Source organism: Pedobacter sp. Leaf41, assembly GCF_001422545.1.
Classification (GTDB): Bacteria; Bacteroidota; Bacteroidia; order Sphingobacteriales; family Sphingobacteriaceae; genus Pedobacter.
The window spans coordinates 49,350-68,325 of sequence record NZ_LMLE01000001.1; the positions used below are offsets into that span (position 1 = coordinate 49,350).

The 18,976-nt window shown below is 38.2% G+C and carries 14 protein-coding genes; 3 read left to right on the forward strand and 11 right to left on the reverse strand.

Annotation, left to right across the window (positions count from 1 at the left end; translation table 11 throughout):
* Window positions 1-30 precede the first annotated feature (30 nt).
* From pelA to ASE92_RS00210, 4 genes are all read right to left on the reverse strand, one after another.
* Entirely contained in the window at window positions 31-1,047 is a 1,017-nt protein-coding gene (pelA, locus tag ASE92_RS00195; protein ID WP_056849225.1) for a pectate lyase, read from the reverse strand.
* A 106-nt stretch (window positions 1,048-1,153) separates the two neighbouring features.
* Window positions 1,154-3,085 (reverse strand): glycoside hydrolase family 88 protein, encoded by a 1,932-nt coding sequence (locus ASE92_RS00200; protein ID WP_056848111.1) that lies wholly within the window; start codon window positions 3,083-3,085, stop codon window positions 1,154-1,156.
* 5 nt (window positions 3,086-3,090) lie between these two features.
* A complete protein-coding gene (locus tag ASE92_RS00205; RefSeq protein WP_056848112.1) occupies window positions 3,091-4,764 on the reverse strand; it encodes a glycoside hydrolase family 28 protein in 1,674 nt (557 codons plus the stop codon).
* A 159-nt stretch (window positions 4,765-4,923) separates the two neighbouring features.
* Window positions 4,924-5,880, reverse strand: coding sequence for a pectinesterase family protein (locus tag ASE92_RS00210; RefSeq protein ID WP_056848113.1), 957 nt, complete (start codon window positions 5,878-5,880; stop codon window positions 4,924-4,926).
* Between the two features lie 291 nt (window positions 5,881-6,171).
* On the opposite strand from ASE92_RS00210, the gene ASE92_RS00215 reads away from it, so the two are divergent.
* Both ASE92_RS00215 and ASE92_RS00220 read left to right on the forward strand, forming a co-directional pair.
* Window positions 6,172-7,803, forward strand: coding sequence for a glycoside hydrolase 43 family protein (locus ASE92_RS00215; RefSeq protein ID WP_056848114.1), 1,632 nt, complete (start codon window positions 6,172-6,174; stop codon window positions 7,801-7,803).
* Window positions 7,804-8,155: 352 nt separating this feature from the next.
* The gene (locus ASE92_RS00220) at window positions 8,156-8,938 is read left to right on the forward strand and encodes a rhamnogalacturonan acetylesterase (RefSeq protein ID WP_056848115.1); all 783 of its coding nucleotides are present in this window, start codon (window positions 8,156-8,158) and stop codon (window positions 8,936-8,938) included.
* Window positions 8,939-8,982: 44 nt separating this feature from the next.
* Here ASE92_RS00220 and ASE92_RS00225 read toward each other — a convergent pair whose 3' ends face one another.
* The 5 genes from ASE92_RS00225 to ASE92_RS00245 form a co-directional block, all read right to left on the reverse strand.
* A complete protein-coding gene (locus ASE92_RS00225; protein WP_056848116.1) occupies window positions 8,983-9,417 on the reverse strand; it encodes a carboxymuconolactone decarboxylase family protein in 435 nt (144 codons plus the stop codon).
* A gap of 92 nt (window positions 9,418-9,509) precedes the next feature.
* Window positions 9,510-10,079: a Crp/Fnr family transcriptional regulator gene (locus ASE92_RS00230; RefSeq protein ID WP_056848117.1), complete on the reverse strand. Its 570-nt coding sequence runs from the start codon at window positions 10,077-10,079 to the stop codon at window positions 9,510-9,512.
* 49 nt (window positions 10,080-10,128) lie between these two features.
* Window positions 10,129-10,911, reverse strand: coding sequence for a GLPGLI family protein (locus ASE92_RS00235; RefSeq protein WP_056848118.1), 783 nt, complete (start codon window positions 10,909-10,911; stop codon window positions 10,129-10,131).
* Window positions 10,912-10,916: 5 nt separating this feature from the next.
* Entirely contained in the window at window positions 10,917-13,712 is a 2,796-nt protein-coding gene (locus ASE92_RS00240; protein WP_056848119.1) for an outer membrane beta-barrel family protein, read from the reverse strand.
* Window positions 13,713-14,131: 419 nt separating this feature from the next.
* Complete coding sequence (locus ASE92_RS00245) at window positions 14,132-15,673, reverse strand: aldehyde dehydrogenase family protein (RefSeq protein WP_056848120.1); 1,542 nt, start codon at window positions 15,671-15,673, stop codon at window positions 14,132-14,134.
* A 123-nt stretch (window positions 15,674-15,796) separates the two neighbouring features.
* On the opposite strand from ASE92_RS00245, the gene ASE92_RS00250 reads away from it, so the two are divergent.
* Complete coding sequence (locus ASE92_RS00250; RefSeq protein ID WP_056848121.1) at window positions 15,797-18,307, forward strand: M1 family metallopeptidase; 2,511 nt, start codon at window positions 15,797-15,799, stop codon at window positions 18,305-18,307.
* A 46-nt stretch (window positions 18,308-18,353) separates the two neighbouring features.
* Here the strand turns inward: ASE92_RS00250 and ASE92_RS21300 are convergent, their stop codons facing one another.
* Entirely contained in the window at window positions 18,354-18,521 is a 168-nt protein-coding gene (locus ASE92_RS21300; RefSeq protein ID WP_200926301.1) for a hypothetical protein, read from the reverse strand.
* A 35-nt stretch (window positions 18,522-18,556) separates the two neighbouring features.
* Entirely contained in the window at window positions 18,557-18,826 is a 270-nt protein-coding gene (locus ASE92_RS21305; RefSeq protein ID WP_056848122.1) for a nuclear transport factor 2 family protein, read from the reverse strand.
* Window positions 18,827-18,976 lie beyond the last annotated feature (150 nt).

Genomic DNA, 18,976 nt, shown 5'->3' on the forward strand with positions numbered 1-18,976 from the left:
GCGCCAAGGCACGAAGTGTGATTTTAATTATTATTTTTCCTTAGTGGCTAACCACTTCGGGTATTCCTTTTCAATTAATTTCTGGCCCCAGCTACCGTACCAGGCGTAGCCATTTCTTCGCTCTGGAATCAACTCTTCTAACTTTAACTTGATTGAGTTATCGCGATCGCCGAAAATGGGAACATTTTTATCCAGATCGTAAAACCGGGCCCAAGCCATGCTGCTATTATCTTGAACCAATGCCGCGGTTTTGCCTTTTTCTCTGTCGAAACGATAACCCGATATTTTGTAGGTATCAAACCACTTTACTGCAGCTGCAATAGATTTTTTAATTTCTGCTGATGGACTTTTAATACCCATTAAAAAGCGGATAATACCAACTGATTCGCTTGTAGCTAATGAGGCGGGTTCGAAGTTTCTGGCTTTTGCAGGCAGCATGGTATCCTTATCATATTGAGCCGCCCAAATGCTTAATTCTCCTTTTTGTTTAACCTGAGTTTTTAGAATACAATCGATACCTTTCGCAATCGCCTTTTCAGCTCTGCCAACATACCTTTGATCCACTAAATCAAAATCATTTTTTTTCTCCGCTACATCCCGCAGGATGTTCAAAACATTGATCATCGCATCATCGTTAAAAGTAATTTGCGATCGATATAAAGATTGGTCGGGATAATATTGTGGCCAGCCTCCATTTGGGTATTGTGCTGCCAAAATATAATCGAGGCCTTTTTCTGCAGCCTTTAAGTAGGCTTTATTCTGTGTTTTCTTATAAGCGCCAATTAAATAAACAACTTCTCTACTTGTTGCTTTATTATCAAATGTAGCATGTTTATCAGTAGTCGCTTTTACTTTTGCTAACAGTTCTGGTGTTAAAGTGGCGCCATAATTAACCACACTTTTATCTTCCAGCTGTTTCGGCCAGCCTCCATTACCCAGTTGGTAAACCAGCATTTTTTCTGCAGTAGAATCTGTGGGCATTTGCGCATAGCAAGAAGCCAATAGAATGCTGCAAGCAATGGTGAATAATGTTTTGATTTTTATCATTTTTGTTTGGTTATTCAACAACACATTTACATAGATCAACACAAATTGAAACCAGGGTATTTGAGTCCTATGTTATCTGCGTTCATCCTATTTATCTGTGGTTTATTTACTTCTTACCAGGCACTTGCTTGATCAGCCAGTTCACTAAATCGTTAGTGGCTTTATAGTTCTCTAAATCCTCCGGCAATTTTCTTCCATCGATATATTCGTTGTAAAACCAAGGATCGCCAACTGCGAAAACAGTTCCCTTACCATATTTTGCTGTCGCGATGAGTACATCTCCATTGTCCGTCAATGCAGAAACCGCAGGGCTTTTAGCCGCAATTGTCGAAATCTCTTTGATGTAAACTTTCTTTGCTGTTTTAAAAATCGAATTTCCTGCAGGAATTTTAACTGCGCCTTGCTCAAAATTCTGTCCCTGAACTTTATTGCGGCTATCTTCATTAAACTTGATTCCGAACAGCTCTGGCAATGCGTTGAATTTGGTAATTTCACAGTTACCCACATCATTTAAAAGCAATACTAAAACGCCTCCCGCTTTTACCCATTCTGCAACTTGTTTGGCATGCTCAGCATTCATAAAATTTGGGTTGGCAGTTTCCTTTTGCGTATCCGGATCAACAATGATATAGATGTTGCTACCTTTTAAGTTTGCCATTGTAGGGGCAGTTTTCAATGTCGCGGTTTTTACACCTGCATCATTAAATACTTTGCCAAATAGAGAGAAGCCATTGTTATCATCCTCTTCCCATAAATAATGGAACGGAATTTTATCGCCCGTTGGGCCAGTCATGTACTCATTGTTGAAGAAATTATCTACCGTAACCGTTAAACCTTTTCCAGGTTTTGGCAAGGCAGCAACTTCCATTTCTGCAGCAGCACAAATGAAAGCACCCATTCCTTTCGGGTCATTTGTAATTACCTTTTCACTGATGTAATATTCAAAACTTCCGTCGCGGTAACGTGGTTTTCCACCCAAACCAGAAACAGAAACGGTTTTGGTGAGATTAATGCGCTCTTCACCAGCTTTCTCAACAAATTCTTTTTTTAAACCATTATAACCTTTATTGGCTGCATTCATAAAAGATTGTGGCAACCAGCCGTTGCGCACCCCTTTGGCTAAACCATAAATAAACATACTCGATGCTGAACTTTCCAGGTAATTCCCTTTACGGGTAGGCATATCTAAAATATCCCACCAAACACCAGATTTTGCATCCTGATATTTTACGGTTGCCGTTGCTGTGCGGTTTAAAATGGCTAACAATTCTTTGTATTTTGGGTGATCTTTAGGGAAATTATCTAACACATCAACGAGTGCCATAATATACCAGCCCATTGCCCTGCCCCAGAAGTTTGGCGAAAGACCTGTTTTTTTATCTGCCCACTTTTCTTCTCTGCTTTCATCGTAACCATGGTAAAGCAAACCTGTTTTTACATCCCGGGCATTTTTCTCCATCCAGATAAACTGATTTGCGATATCGTCGAAATCAGCATCTTTTTTCATCAGCTTTGCGTATTCTGCGTAAAAAGGTTGAGCCATGTAAAGTCCATCCAGCCACATTTGGTTAGGATAAATCTTTTTATGCCAGAAACCGCCTTCTTTCGTTCTCGGCTGTTTTTTAACTTGATCGTATAACTTATTAACTGCTAGCAAATACTTTTGCTGACCAGTAACTTTGTACAACAGTAATAAGGCACGGCCATTTTTGATGTTATCGATATTAAAATCTTCTGCTTTATAGGTAGTGATGTTTCCATCTTTATCCAAATAGGCATCCATCGAACTTTGGATATATTTGAAATATTTTCCGTCGCCGGTATTGCGCCAAACGGCAGCAGCACCTTCCAAAACAACACCCATGTCGTACGACCATTTTGGCCCTTTTTTGCCTTTTAAGATAGTGGTATCCTGCCACAATTGTTCCATTGCGGTTAAGGTTAACTGCTCAGAAAGTTTCTTTTGAGCAAAAGCACTTTGAGATAGAATTGAAAAACCTAAAAATGCAATGGCGATATATAAAAGTGATTTCTTCATGTTTGTTATTTTGAGATTTCCAAAGCTTTTTTAGCTACTTCAGCACCAATATTTGCTTGTTTTTTGGCTTGCGAAACGTTTGTTCCAGAAACTTTAACGCCCTTGGTTTTTTCACCAGAAATATCGAACAATAAGGCCGAACCTTCTTTATATTTAAAACCATCTAAGTTGATGTTGTTGCCGTTCTGAATTTTCACTACTGGATTAGTATCTTCTGTAATTACGTTTACATTTTTTAAATAAATGCCGGTACCTTCAATAATTTCCACACCTTTTTTCGCCTGGATGGTTACATTTTCCATATAAATATCTTTAATGTTCATCTCAGGCAAACCACGAACGAAAATGGCCTTTTCAGCGCCATTGGCCACTACATCTTTAATATATATATTTTTAAACTGAGGAGTGGCTTCAGTTACCGGCACCACAACTGTTTTTATAGCTTCGCGTTTTTCGCCAGCCAAAACAATTGGATCAACGGCAGCATAATACATGTCGAACAAAATTGCTTCGCCAGGGATATCAATCATGTTGATGTTATTGATGTAGATATTTTCTACCACACCACCTCTACCGCGGGTTGTTTTAAAGCGAATGCCGATATCAGTACCAATGAATGAGCAATCATAAACCCAAATATTTTTAGCGCCACCGCTCATTTCGCTTCCCACAACGAAACCGCCATGTGCGTGATAAACCACGTTGTTTCTGATAATTACGTTTTCGGTCGGTTTGCCACGTTTGCGGCCAGCTTCATCTCTACCCGATTTAATGCAGATTCCATCATCACCAACGTCAAAAGTGCTGCCCTCTATTAATACATTTTTACAAGATTCAATATCAACACCATCGCCATTTTGTGCGAACCATGGGTTTTTAACCTGCAAATTTCTCAAGGTTAAATCTTCGCAAAGCAAAGGATGTAGGTTCCAAGCCGGAGAGTTTTGAAAAGTAACACCTTCTAAAAGGATTTTTTTGCAATTGGTTAGTACCAGCAAATTCGGGCGAAGAAAATCTTTTATGCTTTGCAAATCGGCAGTGCTTTGGCCTGCGGCAACTACCCCTGCATTTTTGGTTTTCGATCCTTTTAGTGTTTTTTCTGAAGGATACCACATTTTTCCGTCTTCGCTAACCAGGCCACCAGAAGCCACTAATTTTTTCCACTGCGATTCGGTCAGTTTATCACGTTTAACCATGCGCCAGGCGCCGCCGTTTCCATCAATAATCCCAGAGCCTGTGATGGCTATGTTTTCTAAATCAAAACCTGAAATAGGGCTTTGGTTACGCCATGCTGGCTGTCCTTCCCAGTTGCCTTCTACTAATTTATATTGATTAAAATCATCAGTAAACTGAAGCAGAGCATCGCGTTTGAGGTGTAAATTTACGTTGCTTTTAAGTTCGATAGGGCCGGTTAACCATAAACCCCCAGGAATTAAAACCACACCGCCGCCTTTTTGACTAACCGCCGCAATGGCCTTGTTAATGCTTTCTGTATTTAACGAAACACCATCGCCTTTGGCACCAAAACTTACAATACTGGTGGTGTCAGCTTTAATATTTACCTGTTGGATAACGGGCATGCTGGGTTTCTGTTGCGCCATAGATACGCTTACTGAAAACAAACAAATACATGCGAGGGCGATTTTAAAACGGTATAAACTACCAGAAATATGTTTCATTATTTATGCTGTTAAATTATACTTGGTTATCGTAATAACAAGTGTACGTTGTTTGCCGCTAAAAGCGAAGAGAAATCTATGCAAACGTTGCCGGAGAATAAAGCAAGATTGAATATTTAAAAGGCAATTTATAGGCTGTAAATCAGCTACTTAGCTTAGCTATTTCCCTTCCGGATTCCATCCTCGGAAAACGTTTTCCAAAATGTAACTTTTATACTCGGTTTCGGTGAGTTGGCGCGACCAATTTACCCGCTTTTTAGCGTTTGCACCTTTTCCTGTACTTTTGTATTCGGCGTAGTAAGCTGTTTGCTCATTGCTTTCTTTACCCCAATTATTCCAACCTTCGGGGCGAATAATTTCTGGAAGTTCACATCTTAGAAAAACAACTTTAGCGTAAGGCCTCCACGGGCGACCAAGATAAAAGCTATTGGCTGCGGCATCGCCAGTAATTTTACATTTATTAAAAACATAGCCATATTTTGTGGTATCGGATGTAGATGCAGCGGTAATATAACCTTGTTTTTTGCAATAAAGGGTACAGTTTTCAAACCAAGCAGTTGCGGCACCGAAAATATAATCAACCGTACCTTCGATGTAACAATTTTTGTAGTACTGGCGGTTGTTTGCTCCATAAGTATAGAGCGTATCCTGAAATCCCAAAAACCTGCAATTCGTAAAGGTCGATTTATCTCCACCAGCCCAAACCGCTACGGCTTGTCCAACCGGACCGGATGAATTTTCAAATGTGATATTCTCCGCTGAAAATCCTTCACCGTAAATATAAAAGCTCGATGAACCTGATGTTCCTTTATCTTCGCCAAAGGCATTTTTCTTTTGAGCATAATCATCGTAAGTCAAAATGGTTTCGTTCAAGTTTTCGCCAATAAACTTTACATTTTTCTTCGAAGCTGCCAGAATTAATTTTTCTTTATAAATTCCTTTTTTAATAAAAATCACAGTAAGCTTATTTCTAAAGTCAGGCACTGCGTTAATGGCTTCCTGCACGGTTTTGAAATTTCCGCTCCCATCAGTCGCTACTGTGAAATCGGGCTTAAACTCGGTGGCAACTGCTGTTAAATAAACCACATTTAATAGAAATAAGATGAATACTTTCATAAAGATTTGGTTAGCTAAAATTATAATGGGGCACTGCTGGGATAAAATTTCCAAGTGCCGTTTTTTAAATAATGTGATGAACAAGTTTAAACATTAAATCGCTTTCTGAACGAACTAATCTGAACTATAAATGCCGCAAACGATGTCGGGAACGATTGCACAGTAAAGGGTTGCGATAAAGTAAAAAAAGGTTTAATCTTGTTCTTAGCGCTTGAGCAGTCGTTATTTAAAGGCAAATATTTAGTGCTTTCCGAAGACGAGATTGCTTTTCTAACCAAAATGTAATTGATCATGAAATTCTTATTTACCCTTATTTTTACTTCTTACTTTTGCCTGAATTGTTTCTCACAGGCTCCGAAGGCAACTTATGTTTCTAAAGTTTGGGTTTCGGATCGGGGAAATGGAACCTATAAAAATCCGGTGATCAATGCCGATTATTCTGATCCGGATGCCATTAGGGTTGGAGATGATTTCTACATGATTGCTTCCAGCTTTGATGCTGTTCCAGGTATTCCCATTTTACATTCAAAAGATTTGGTGAACTGGAAAATCATTGGTCATGCGCTAAAACGCCAACCCCCATTTGAACATTTCGAAAAAACCCAACATGGAAATGGCGTTTGGGCACCTTCGATCCGGTACCGGAACGGAGAATTTTATATCTACTATCCTGATCCCGATTTCGGAATCTATGTAACTAAATCCAAAACGATAACTGGAGAATGGTCTGCTCCAAAATTGGTTGCAACTGGCAAAGGTTTGATCGACCCTTGTCCGTTTTGGGATGAAGATGGGAAAGCTTATTTGGCTTATGCGTATGCAGGAAGCAGGGCTGGAATTAAAAGTGTTTTGGCTGTGATGCCCCTAACTGCCGATGGCTTAAAAGCTACCGAATTGGGAAGAATTGTTTACGATGGCCATGAATTAGATCCAACCATTGAAGGGCCTAAGGTTTATAAGCGCAATGGATATTATTATTTATTTTCACCGGCAGGAGGAGTTTCTACAGGTTGGCAATTGATATTGAGGAGCAAAAATATCTATGGTCCTTACGAAAGAAAGGTGGCGATGGACGAAGGAAAATCTACGGTAAATGGACCACATCAAGGCGCCTGGGTGAACACTCAAAATGGCGAAGATTGGTTTCTGCATTTTCAGGATAAAGATGCTTATGGTAGGGTAGTTCATTTGCAACCCATGAAATGGATAAACAATTGGCCGGTTATTGGTGCAGACAAAGATGGTGATGGGATTGGCGAACCTGTGCTTACCTACAAAAAGCCGAACGTTGGCAAGGTTTATCCCATAGAAACACCTGCCGAAAGCGATGAATTTAATTCCTGGCAATTGGGCTTGCAATGGCAATGGCAGGCAAATCCACAAGCTAACTGGCTTTTCACAGATGCCAATAAAAGTGTTCTAAAGCTTTACACAGCAAAAATTCCAGACGAAGCTAAAAACTTATGGGATGTGCCAAACTTGTTAATGCAAAAATTTCCGGCTGATGAATTTACAGTTAACACTAAAGTAAACTTTAAGCCAAACCCGAAGTTGGAAAACGAGCAAACCGGGCTGGTTGTAATGGGCAGAAGCTATGCTAAATTGAGTATCAAAAGTAAAAAAGATGGTATTTATTTAGTTTATTGTGTTTGCCAAAGTGCCGACAAAGGGAAAACAGAGAACGAAAAGGAAATTGCAAAGCTTAAATCTGGTGTTGTTCATTTTAAAGTTAAGGTTTCAAAAGGCGCCAAATGCCAGTTTAGTTATAGTGAAGATGGAAGTAATTACAGCAATGTTGGCGATGAATTTCAGGCAACTGCAGGGCAATGGATTGGCGCAAAAGTGGGTTTGTTTGCCATAAGGGACACGCAGATTAATGATTCAGGAATTGCTGAATACGATTGGTTTAGAGTAGAGAAATAGTAAAGCGATCTATGTGGAAAGAGAGCATGGAATAAACTCGTCCTCATTTCGAGCGCAGCCGAGAAATCTTTACATTTCAAGAGGCAAATTGGGGGCTTGATAAATTTTGTTTGTTTCACCACCTGAAATAGTAAAGTGATCTGTGTGGACAAGGACCACGGAATAGATTCGTTGTCATTTCGATCGCAGCCGAGAAATCTTTGTAAATTCAGAGCAAATTATAGGCTTGACGCTGTTTTTTTTCTTACCAACTGAAATAGTAAGGCGATCTGTGTGGACATAGATCACGGAATAAAATTTAATAAACGCTGCAAATAACAAAGTTTTCATCCACACACATATTTATGAAAGCATGAATAAATATAAATTTATAATTTCCGCAACGGCCATTGCAATAACGTTGATATCATTTAGCTCCAAGCCAAACCCTGTAAAAGTTTACCTCATTGGCGATTCTACCGTTGCCGATTATTCTTTGGAAAATAATTATCCACAAAAGCGTTTCCCTTTGATGGGTTGGGGCCAGGTTTTTCAACAGTTTCTGAGAAAGGACAGCCTTAAAAACCTGGGCAATTTAATAAGAAGCGACAGTGCACTGGTAGTGGATAAAGCCAAAGGTGGGAGAAGCACCCGAACCTTTTTTAGCGAAGGTCGGTGGAAAGAAGTTACAGATTCTCTAAAGAAGAATGATCTGGTATTAATTCAGTTTGGGCATAACGATGCCGCTAAAGATAAACCAGAACGCTATGTCGGCATCCCAGGCTATAAAGATTTTCTTCGGATGTATGTGCGGGAAACCAGAGCCAAAGGTGCGGTGCCCATACTCATTACGCCCGTAACCAGAAATTATCCCTGGAAAGATGGAAAGTTGGGTAGCGCTCATGGCGAATATCCCCAGGCAGTTAAAGATGTTGCTGTAGAATTAAACGTAGCCATTATTGACTTAACTACACTTTCAGCAGCGCTTTTTACCTCAAAAGGAAATGATTTCGTAACCAAAAATTATTTCATGAATTTGGATTCAGGTAAATATGAGGCTTATCCCAAAGGCCAAAAAGACAATACCCACTTTCAGCCAGAGGGTGCCAGAGAAGTAGCCAAGTTGGTTTATGAAGAGCTTAAAAAAATGAAATGAAATTAAAAAGGCACCCATATGCTTTAGTGCCTTTATTTTAGCATTTAACTAACGATTAACTTGGTGCTGATGGCAATTCTATTCCAGGCATTAATAGTTACAATGGCCATAATAATTTGAGCCAATGTTTTTTCATCAAAAAAGCTTGCTGCCTTGTTGTAAGTTTCGTCCGAAACGTGGTTGCTAATCAAGGTAATTTCCTCTGTTAGCGCTAAAACCGCTTCCTCTGTTTTTGTAAATAAAGTAGTTTCTTTCCAGGCATTTAAAAGGTACAGCCGCTGTTCTGTTTCGCCCATTTTCCGGGCATCAGCCGAGTGCATGTTCAAGCAAAATGCGCAGCCATTAATTTGCGAAGCACGCATTTTAATAAGCTCCAAAAGGATAGGATCTACGGTGCTGGTTGATAAATATTTTTCTAAACCAAACATAGCTTGGTAAGCTGCTGGTTCTACTTTTTGGATGTTAATTCTATTTTCCATTTCTTTTGTTTTTTGATTACGATATAAAGGTCATCATCTAAAAAATCAAAAAACTTAATGTAGATTAAGAAATGAAAAGGATCTTTGAGGGCCTACCGTTTGGCTCTGATTTTACTTAAAAATTCTGGCGTAAAACCCAGATAAGAAGCCAGCATATATTGCGGCACCCGCTGTACAAATTCAGGAAAAAGTTTGTTAAAGTTGGTATATCTTTCCTCAGCAGTTTGACTATACAAATATTTGATTCTGATTTGTGAGGCTTGATGCAGTTTCTGATAAATTAACCGAAAATATTTTTCCAATTTCGGGAGCTTTTCAAACATTTCCTGATAGTGATGATGTTCGATGGCAATTATTTCCGTTTGCTCGGCGGCCTGGATGAAGAAATCTGATTGCTTTTGAAAGATAAAGCTGGTTAAATCAGAGATCCACCAATTTTCGATGGCAAATTGAGTGGTTTGTTCGGCTCCTTTAATGTCTATAAAATAAAGCCTTAAGCAACCTTTTACCACAAAATAATTCGCCCGGCAGGTTTCTCCAGCTTCCAGGAGATAAGCTTTCTTTTTAAATGAAAAAGATTTGAGTAGTGAAGTAAGAAGATCTTGTTCTTCGCTACTCAAATCTATAAATTTATTAATATGAGTAAATAGTGCCTGGTACATGCTAGGTATTGTAATGATGCTAATTTAGGCATAATTATAACACCGATACTTATAACGAAAAGGCTTTGTAGATGGGATGAGCATACTCTCCCCAATTCTTCATTGCGCCTAGTAAAATAGTTTTCAAACCTTTATTGTCTGTTGGTTTTCCTTTTACTGGTGCGGTTAGATCTTTTTCCGGCACTGTGGTTTCCGTTACTTTTGTAGCAAACCAGGTTATATTTTCATGTGGTAAAGCTAAGCCTAAAATCATCCCAGGCAAACCCGTAAACGATTCCGGGCCACCAGAAACCGCAATTTGATTGGAGTAATAAGCCACTACATAAACCGAATCCATAATCACTGCATTTGCCCGGCGACATTCGTAGCCTGCAATCTCTCGTGTTTCGTCTGTTATTTTCCAGTTGATTTTACGAACACTATCTTTAACTAAATAAGTATCCTCGTAAACATTCTTTTGAGTAATACTACTTTGCGTATCGAAATTAGTAGCGATGGTGTTTTTCAAATCCCCTAACACATCCGTATTTAGCCAATTATTATTCATTGTTTCTTCAACGGTTGGCCATTTATATAAGCTTTTATCCTGGTTAAAACTTAAAGTGCTTTTAGCAACTTTAAATTGCGGATTGTTTTTCTTGTATTGCTCAAACGCCTGATTCATATAGGTTTCATTGTCCTTATTGATCTTCTTTTTAATTAAGGCATACATATTTGATCTTTTCTCAAACTCAATAATGCCGTTTTGAATAAAGTGGACGTTCTGTGCTTGTAAAGTTTTGCTGATGAAAACAACAGCAAATAGAATGATATATTTAAGTGTAGTTGTCATGATAATTATTTTGAAGTTTTTAATCCGCCGCCCATTTTATTAAAATCCCAAATTACAGAGAACATAAAATAGCGCATGATGGTGGTGTAGCTGCTTTGCGTAATGTTTCCGTTGTAGGCTGTTCTATCGAAACCAACATTCTGATTTAAAATATCATTCACCGACATCATTAATTTGAGGTTTTCTGATTTTAAGAACTTTTTAGTTAACGATGCATTCCAGAGAAACCGAGAGAAAGTTTCGTTAAAGGTTTGTGTTTTTCCTCTAAACTCATATTGCGTATCGGTTGATAGTGAAAATTTGCCCGGTAATTGAACGCTACCAGATGAATAACCATTCCATCCCCAGCCATCACTGTTACCAAAATTGCCAATACTTGCTCGTGAAACATTATATGTTGGACCAACATTGATATAAAAATTATACTTCTTCTCAACGTATTTGTTTAAATCAATACCCAAATTATAGGTGTAGTTTTTGGTATTGTTTAGTTCTTTGTTGATGTAATTATAGGATGAATTTCCATTGGTGCTTAAATTAATGCCAGCATTTAGGTCGATCCCACTAATTTTTCTACTGCTTTGTGCATATACAGAAAAACTTTTTGACATTTTATCGGTGATATTTACCGATCTATAACTGCTTCTACCTGTTAATGCATCGGTAGTTACATCGCTTACAATTGGGTTTGCCGTGAAGCTATACGACCCACTTAACCAAATTGATTGATTGGTGAGGACTTTATACGAATTGTAATTGGCATTGATGTTACTTCTAAATGATGGTCTTAAATCTGGATTACCTAATGAAATATTCAATGGATCAGTATTTACCCTAACAGGTTGAATTTGATCTAAAGATGGTTGATTTGTATTACCGTTATAACTGATTCTGAAAGATTTTTGTTGAGAGAACCTATACTGATAAGAAGCTTGAGGCATATAATTAACAAAATTACGATCGTAGGTTTTATTGTTGTATAAGTCCGTTTGTTTGAAGTTAACACCACTAAATTTTGAACCAAAATTAATTATTGTTTTGCCTTTTTTATAGTTGAAAATTGCGCCACCTTGATTAATAATCTGATCTAGTTCGTAATCGTTACTAAATTCAGTATCCAAAATATCGTAGTTACCACTGGCAGATTGGTTGAATGATTTACGATCTGACTTGCCATTCATTAAGCTCAAACCGTAATTTACAATAACCGTCATGGTTTTCGATAAAGGTTCGGTATAGGCTAAGTTTGATTTGAAGGCACTATTGGCTATATCATTAACTTTATATTGATTAATTAAGCTATCTCTTCTGCCCGTAATTTCATAAAAACTGTTTTCTGAGTTTAAATAGCCATCGCTATTACTCTTTGTAATAGACTGGTTCAAGTTTAATGAAAGTGTACGTCCTTTTTTCTGAAACCGTTTAGTAAGCAAGCCATTGATGTTGAACATCTGCTCATCCACGTTATTCTTTAAAGTTCTTTTTGTGGTGTTAAGTAAATCATTGTTTCCATCTGTACTCGACGTATTGTAATCGTTAAAAGTATTACTTTGTTTCAATGTGCCATCTACATTTACTTTTAATGTAAGTGTCGAATCGAGTTTTACTTCATAAGTTGCATCCAGCTTCTGTCTGAACATATCATTATCTGTGTATTGATCAGAAATGTTGTTAATCACACCAGAGCTTAAGTTGTTTTGGCTGATGGTATTTCTATCGCCTTTAACCCTAATAGATCCGATTTTATAATTGGTATTTAGCGATTCTTTGTCTTTATTCCATTTGCTGTCGAAATGTAAACCGCCGGTGCGGGTAACTGGAATTCCCTGACCGTTATATTGTCCGTCGTAGCTATCAAAATCATCTGATCCACCAGAACTGAAATACATTCCACCATCGTCTGTCATCGTCATCCCGCTGGAGCCACCATATTTATCACGATCATCCCAACCTAAACCTACAGTTCCATTGTTCCCTAAAATGCCATAAGCAGAGAATTTTTTCTTGCCCCAAAACTTGTTAAACATGAATTGGCCATTATAAAAGTCGTCGGTTCCGTATCCACCCTGCACTTTCCCGAAATAGCCGTTCTTTTTATCTTCCTTTAGTTTAACGTTCAGGGTTTTGGTTTTTTCGCCGTCATCAATTCCGGTAAAACTTGCCTGATCACTTGCTTTATCATACAATTGAACGGATTCAACCATGTCAGCACGAAGGTTTTTCGTCACTAATGTGGGGTCATCACCGAAGAACTCCTCACCGTCAACTAGTACCTTTTGAACCGTTTTACCTTGCGCTGTTATTTTTCCATCCTTATCTACCTGAATACCTGGAAACTGTTTAATCAGGTCTTCAACTTTTGAATTTGGTTCAATGTTAAAAGCTTTGGGATCAAATTCGGTAGTATCACCTTTAATTTTAATGGCATTCCTGTTTCCTTTAATAATTACATCAGCAAGAATTTTTGCCATTCCGGTTAAATTGATTTTTCCATAATCTTTTACCTGCGTTGTAGAATCGAGGGTAAAATGATCAACAAAATCGGCGTATTTTGGATAAGAAACCAAGAGAATAAATTTGCCGTTTTTAATTCCGTTGAGTTCGAATGATCCATTTTCAGCTGATCGGGTAAATTTTACTAGCGTAGAATCTTTTGAATTTAAGATGGCGATTGTTGAACCCGCTAGAAGCGTAGTAGATGCCGTGTCGATAGTTCTTCCTTTAATGGAATGTAAACCTTGTGCATTTGTGCTAAAATTAATGAGCACAAAGCCACACAGCAAGAGGAGAAGGCGTTTCATAGATTTGATTAGTTTTGTTTGCCGAATATAAAACTAATATTTTAGTTAAAATATATGCTTTAACCTTTTTTAACAATTATCTCGAAATCATTACATTACGGGTTGCTTTCGTGAAGCCAATCGTTTTGGGTAAATCATTTCTATTGAAATAGATAATGCAATTTTAGGAAGCGATTCTCAATTAATTGGACGATTTTACTGGTCAGGAAGGTAATATCAAATTAGTACTAAACTTGGTTTAGCAAGCCATATCAGAAAAAATATGCTAAATGAGCCATATTATTTTTGAAAAAGAGCTGCTAAGTTTAATCTAGCAGCTCTAATTTTGTCGTCATTGCGAGGTACGAAGCAATCCTAATGCATTCGTCTAAGAACGCGTTGATAGGTGTGAGATTGTTTCACAACAACAAACCTCTTATTTACAAATCGAACTTTATGCCTTGTGCTAATGGTAAAGTATTCGAATAATTAATGGTATTGGTTTGTCGTCTCATGTAAGCTCTCCAAGCATCAGAACCACTTTCTCTCCCACCACCAGTTTCTTTTTCACCACCAAATGCGCCACCGATTTCGGCTCCAGAAGTGCCAATATTCACATTTGCAATACCACAATCAGATCCTTTAGCAGATAGAAATTGCTCCGCTTCCCTTAAATTCAAAGTCATGATTGCAGATGATAACCCCTGTGGAACGCCATTTTGTAAAGCAATAGCTTCATCTAAAGTTTTGTATTTAATCAAATATAAAATTGGAGCAAAGGTTTCGTGTTGCACAATTTTAAAATCGTTTTGAATTTCCGCTATGCAAGGTTTCACGTAACATCCGCTACTGTAATGTTCACCTGTTAAAACACCGCCTTCAACCACAAATTTTCCGCCTTCTGCCTTACATTTTTGGATGGAATCGAGGTAAGCCGCAACGGCATCTTGATCAATCAGCGGACCAACGTGGTTGTTCTGATCCAGCGGATCACCGATGCGCAGCTGATCGTATGCTTTAATTAGTTTTTCTTTAAAGGCATCATAAACACTTTCGTGGATAATTAATCTCCTTGTTGATGTGCAACGCTGGCCTGCGGTACCAACGGCTCCAAAAACTGCACCTATTAAGCTCATGTCTAAATCGGCATGTTCTGAAATGATAATGGCATTGTTGCCACCCAATTCCAATAAACTTTTACCTAAACGGGCTCCTACGGCTGCGCCTACCTGTTTTCCCATTCGGGTAGATCCGGTTGCCGAAATTAATGGCACCCTACCGTCATGTGTCATAAGTTCGCCAACAGCTTTATCTCCAATAATTAAGTTGCAAACACCCTCAGCAACATCATTCGCTTTAAAAACTTTTGCAATGATATGTTGACAGGCGATGGCCGTTAAAGGCGTTTTTTCCGATGGTTTCCAGATGCAAACATTCCCACAAACCAATGCCAAAGCAGCGTTCCATGCCCAAACTGCTACAGGGAAATTAAAAGCAGAAATAATCCCTACAATCCCTAGCGGATGCCATTGCTCGTACATTCGATGGCTTGGGCGCTCACTGTGCATGGTTAAACCATAAAGCTGACGCGATAAGCCCACAGCAAAATCGCAGATATCAATCATTTCCTGTACTTCGCCAAAACCTTCCTGCAAACTTTTTCCCATTTCGTAAGAAACCAGGGTGCCTAAAGCATCTTTGTTTTCTCTCAATGCATCGCCAAACTGACGAACAATTTCGCCTCTTTTTGGAGCTGGAATAGTTTTCCAATCATTAAAAGCAATTTGAGCTTTTGCAATAATTGTTTCGTAATCTGTAGCGCTTGCAATTTTTGTTTCTGCAATAAGTTTACCATCAACCGGCGAGAAGCTTTCTAGTTTTTCAGCGTTCAATTCGCCTCCCCAATTGCTTCCGGTGCTGAAAGCAGCATTGCTTTCGGTAACACCCAGTTTGTTTAAAATGGATTGAATATCTGTATTCATATATCTAACGATTTACACAAAAAAACAAAAAATTAACATAAAGCAAGTTACATTTGGTTGTTTACTTTGTCATAATTCTTAACACATCGCTTTAAACACAACTGACTTATTAAAATATAAAATATGAATAAAAAAATTTTCGTCTATAGCGCCATACTGGTTTCTATTTTGGCAGCAAACACCATTTCAGCTCAAGAAAAAACTGTAGATCAATCGGCAAATTTATCTGTTTATCGCGTAACACCTACCAAAGTGAATGATCTTGTACATACCAAACTCGATGTATCGTTTGATTATGTAAAGAGATACCTGTACGGTAAAGAATGGATAACATTGAAGCCTCATTTCTATGCAACCGATTCATTAACCTTAGATGCCCAAGGGATGGACATCAAAACAGTTGCATTGGTAGGAGCGAAAGGAAATACCCCGCTAAAGTATGTTTACGAAAACAATAAACTGTTTATCACCTTAAACAAAAAATATACAAATGCAGAAAAGTATACTGTTTATATCGCTTATACGGCAAAGCCAGATGAGTTAAAAGTGCAAGGCAGCGCCGCGATAACCGATGCAAAAGGACTGTATTTCATCAACCCTGATGGTGCAGATAAAACTACACCCATCCAAATCTGGACTCAGGGTGAAACGGAGTCTTCATCAGCCTGGTTTCCAACAATTGATAAGCCAGATCAAAAAACCACTCAGGAAATTTCGATGACGGTTCAGTCGAAATATACTACGTTATCCAATGGAAAATTAATCAGCCAGAAAGCCAATACCAATGGAACCAGAACAGATACCTGGAAAATGGATTTGCCACACTCACCTTATCTGTTTATGATGGCAGTGGGCGATTTTAAAATCACTAAAGATACTTACAAAGGTAAAGAAGTAAATTATTACCTGGAACCGAAATATGCACCTTTTGCAAAGCAAATTTTTGGTAAAACACCCACAATGATGAAGTTTTATAGTGATATTTTAGGTGTAGATTATCCATGGAATAAATATGCCCAAGTGGTTGCGAGAGATTATGTATCGGGTGCTATGGAAAATACAACCGCTACGTTGCATGGGGAGCATATTCAAAAAACAGATCGTGAGTTATTAGATGGAAACGAAGAAGGTACCATTGCTCACGAACTTTTTCACCAATGGTTTGGAGATTACGTGACGGCAGAATCATGGTCTAATTTAACTATGAACGAATCTTTTGCCACCTTTGGCGAAATTATCTGGCATGGATATGATGAAGGAAAAGATGCGGAAGATAAATCGCGATACGAAAAATTACAGTCGTACATCAGCTCTACTAAGAACGGCGAAAGCCCGATATTAGCTCGTTTTTATTATAAGGATAAGGAAGACATGTTTGATAATATCAGCTATGCGAAAGGCTCTGTTATTTTGTATGCGATGAAAAATCAAATGGGTGATGCGGCTTTTTATAAAGGCTTGAACAAATATTTGACAGCGAATGCGTTCAAAAATGGCGAAACACATCAATTGCGCCTGGCCATGGAAGATATTACAGGCAAAGACTGGAGCCCATATTTCAACCAATGGTATTATGCCGGCGGTCACCCGATTTTAGCTGTTGATTTTGGATATGAAAACGGAAAAGCAACAATTAAAGTAAAGCAGACACAAGATGCTGCAGTACAAACTTTTACTTTACCAGTGAAAGTAAATATTTATGCAGGCGGGCAAAAAATTTCTAAAGAAATTTTGATCAATAGCCGGGAACAAACTTTCTCTTTTGAGGTAAGCGCCAAGCCAGATTTAATTGATTTCGATGCCGATAAAATTGTAGTAGGGGAAATTAACGACAACAAAGTTGCAGAGAACTATTATTTCCAATATAAAAATGTACCAACTTATGCCAATAGGATTGAGGCTTTGCAGTTTATCATGCAGAGTAAAGCTAAAAGCGGACAGAAAATTTTGTTGGATGCTTTGAAAGATAAATCAGGAGATTTAAGGGCTTTGAGTATTGAAGGACTGAACTTAGCTGATGCAGAAGTTAAAGCTGCAGCATTACCTTTATTACTGCAAATGGCAAAAAGTGATAAAAATACCGAAGCAAGAGCGGCGGCAATTAATAAGTTAGCAGAAACAGGCGATCAAACCTATAAAGCCTTATTGGTTGATGGTGTTAAAGACAGATCGTACCGCGTGATTGCAGCCTCGGTAGCGGGTTTAACTAAACTTGCGCCACAAGAAGGGTTAACAGCACTTTCCTCTTTAGATGAAGATACGAAAGACCATATCGCATCATCAATAGCTTCTTTATACATCAACGATCCAAAGGATGAGCATCAAGCATTTTATGATAATATTATGGATAATGGCGATAAGAACAAAATTTTTGGCGTCATTGGTCAATATTTTCAGTACTTAAGGGCGAATACCAATCCAAAGGTAACCGAAAAAGGCGTGAAAAGCATAAGCAATGCTATTGAGCGATTGAAGCTGCAAAATTATTTAAACAAGCAACTTTCTGGCGCTTACGCGGCAACAGCGCAAGGCAAATCGCAACAGGCCACATCAGCTAGTGGCGAGGCAAAATCAAATCTAAATAAGCAAGCCGAAATCTTTAAAAAAGCCGCGGCAGAGTTAGGAAAGGAATAGCTTAAAAAGAAGCTCTGCAAAAATCTGCAGAGCTTCTTTTTTATGATCATGATTCGGAAATCACTCCGATTTTGCAGGTATCTTTTCTCCTTGTATCAATCAGATAAACAATTTGCCAACCTTTATCGCCTTTTACCAACTGAAACGAATTGACTCCGCAATGGCTAAACTTTTCATCAACATAAAAACCATAATCGGTCCAAACAGAAGCCATGGACCATCTATTAATATTTTGGTAAACACTATTCGCTAATCGAATTTTTCTTTGTGAGGGCAGCCAATAAATTTGATAAAGCCATCTAATTTCTCTGTTGGGGCCGATGTAATGCTGTTTTTATTCACAACGGTTTGCATCATACAATCTTTTGCAAAAGCCGATCTGGCCAAGGTGCTGTCACCATTTTTCATTCCGGTAAACAAATTATTTACAGTTTGTTTAATCGCATTTTCATCGCTTTGAGCAAATGCACTCGTGCATATAAAACTCAATAAAACTGCTAAAAAGGCGTACCTTTTCATGACTTCTCGATTACGTTAGTCCCGTAAATTTATATTATTTTTGTGAAAGAAGGGAAAAGGAACCGCGATGTTGATAAAAGGAATTCATTATTCACACATCTTAATCACACTTAATAAGCTTTATTTTCAGCTATTTACGCTTGTTTTAAC

What these genes read in the sequence shown, in the direction of transcription:
- ASE92_RS00220 (WP_056848115.1), top strand. Translation starts at nt 8,156, where the DNA reads ATGAATAAATATAAATTTATAATTTCCGCAACGGCCATTGCAATAACG.
- ASE92_RS00225 (WP_056848116.1), bottom strand. Translation starts at nt 9,417, where the DNA reads ATGGAAAATAGAATTAACATCCAAAAAGTAGAACCAGCAGCTTACCAA.
- ASE92_RS00250 (WP_056848121.1), top strand. Translation starts at nt 15,797, where the DNA reads ATGAATAAAAAAATTTTCGTCTATAGCGCCATACTGGTTTCTATTTTG.
- ASE92_RS00200 (WP_056848111.1), bottom strand. Translation starts at nt 3,085, where the DNA reads ATGAAGAAATCACTTTTATATATCGCCATTGCATTTTTAGGTTTTTCA.
- ASE92_RS00210 (WP_056848113.1), bottom strand. Translation starts at nt 5,880, where the DNA reads ATGAAAGTATTCATCTTATTTCTATTAAATGTGGTTTATTTAACAGCA.
- ASE92_RS00205 (WP_056848112.1), bottom strand. Translation starts at nt 4,764, where the DNA reads ATGAAACATATTTCTGGTAGTTTATACCGTTTTAAAATCGCCCTCGCA.
- ASE92_RS21305 (WP_056848122.1), bottom strand. Translation starts at nt 18,826, where the DNA reads ATGAAAAGGTACGCCTTTTTAGCAGTTTTATTGAGTTTTATATGCACG.
- ASE92_RS00245 (WP_056848120.1), bottom strand. Translation starts at nt 15,673, where the DNA reads ATGAATACAGATATTCAATCCATTTTAAACAAACTGGGTGTTACCGAA.
- ASE92_RS00230 (WP_056848117.1), bottom strand. Translation starts at nt 10,079, where the DNA reads ATGTACCAGGCACTATTTACTCATATTAATAAATTTATAGATTTGAGT.
- pelA (WP_056849225.1), bottom strand. Translation starts at nt 1,047, where the DNA reads ATGATAAAAATCAAAACATTATTCACCATTGCTTGCAGCATTCTATTG.
- ASE92_RS00215 (WP_056848114.1), top strand. Translation starts at nt 6,172, where the DNA reads ATGAAATTCTTATTTACCCTTATTTTTACTTCTTACTTTTGCCTGAAT.
- ASE92_RS21300 (WP_200926301.1), bottom strand. Translation starts at nt 18,521, where the DNA reads ATGGCTTCTGTTTGGACCGATTATGGTTTTTATGTTGATGAAAAGTTT.
- ASE92_RS00235 (WP_056848118.1), bottom strand. Translation starts at nt 10,911, where the DNA reads ATGACAACTACACTTAAATATATCATTCTATTTGCTGTTGTTTTCATC.
- ASE92_RS00240 (WP_056848119.1), bottom strand. Translation starts at nt 13,712, where the DNA reads ATGAAACGCCTTCTCCTCTTGCTGTGTGGCTTTGTGCTCATTAATTTT.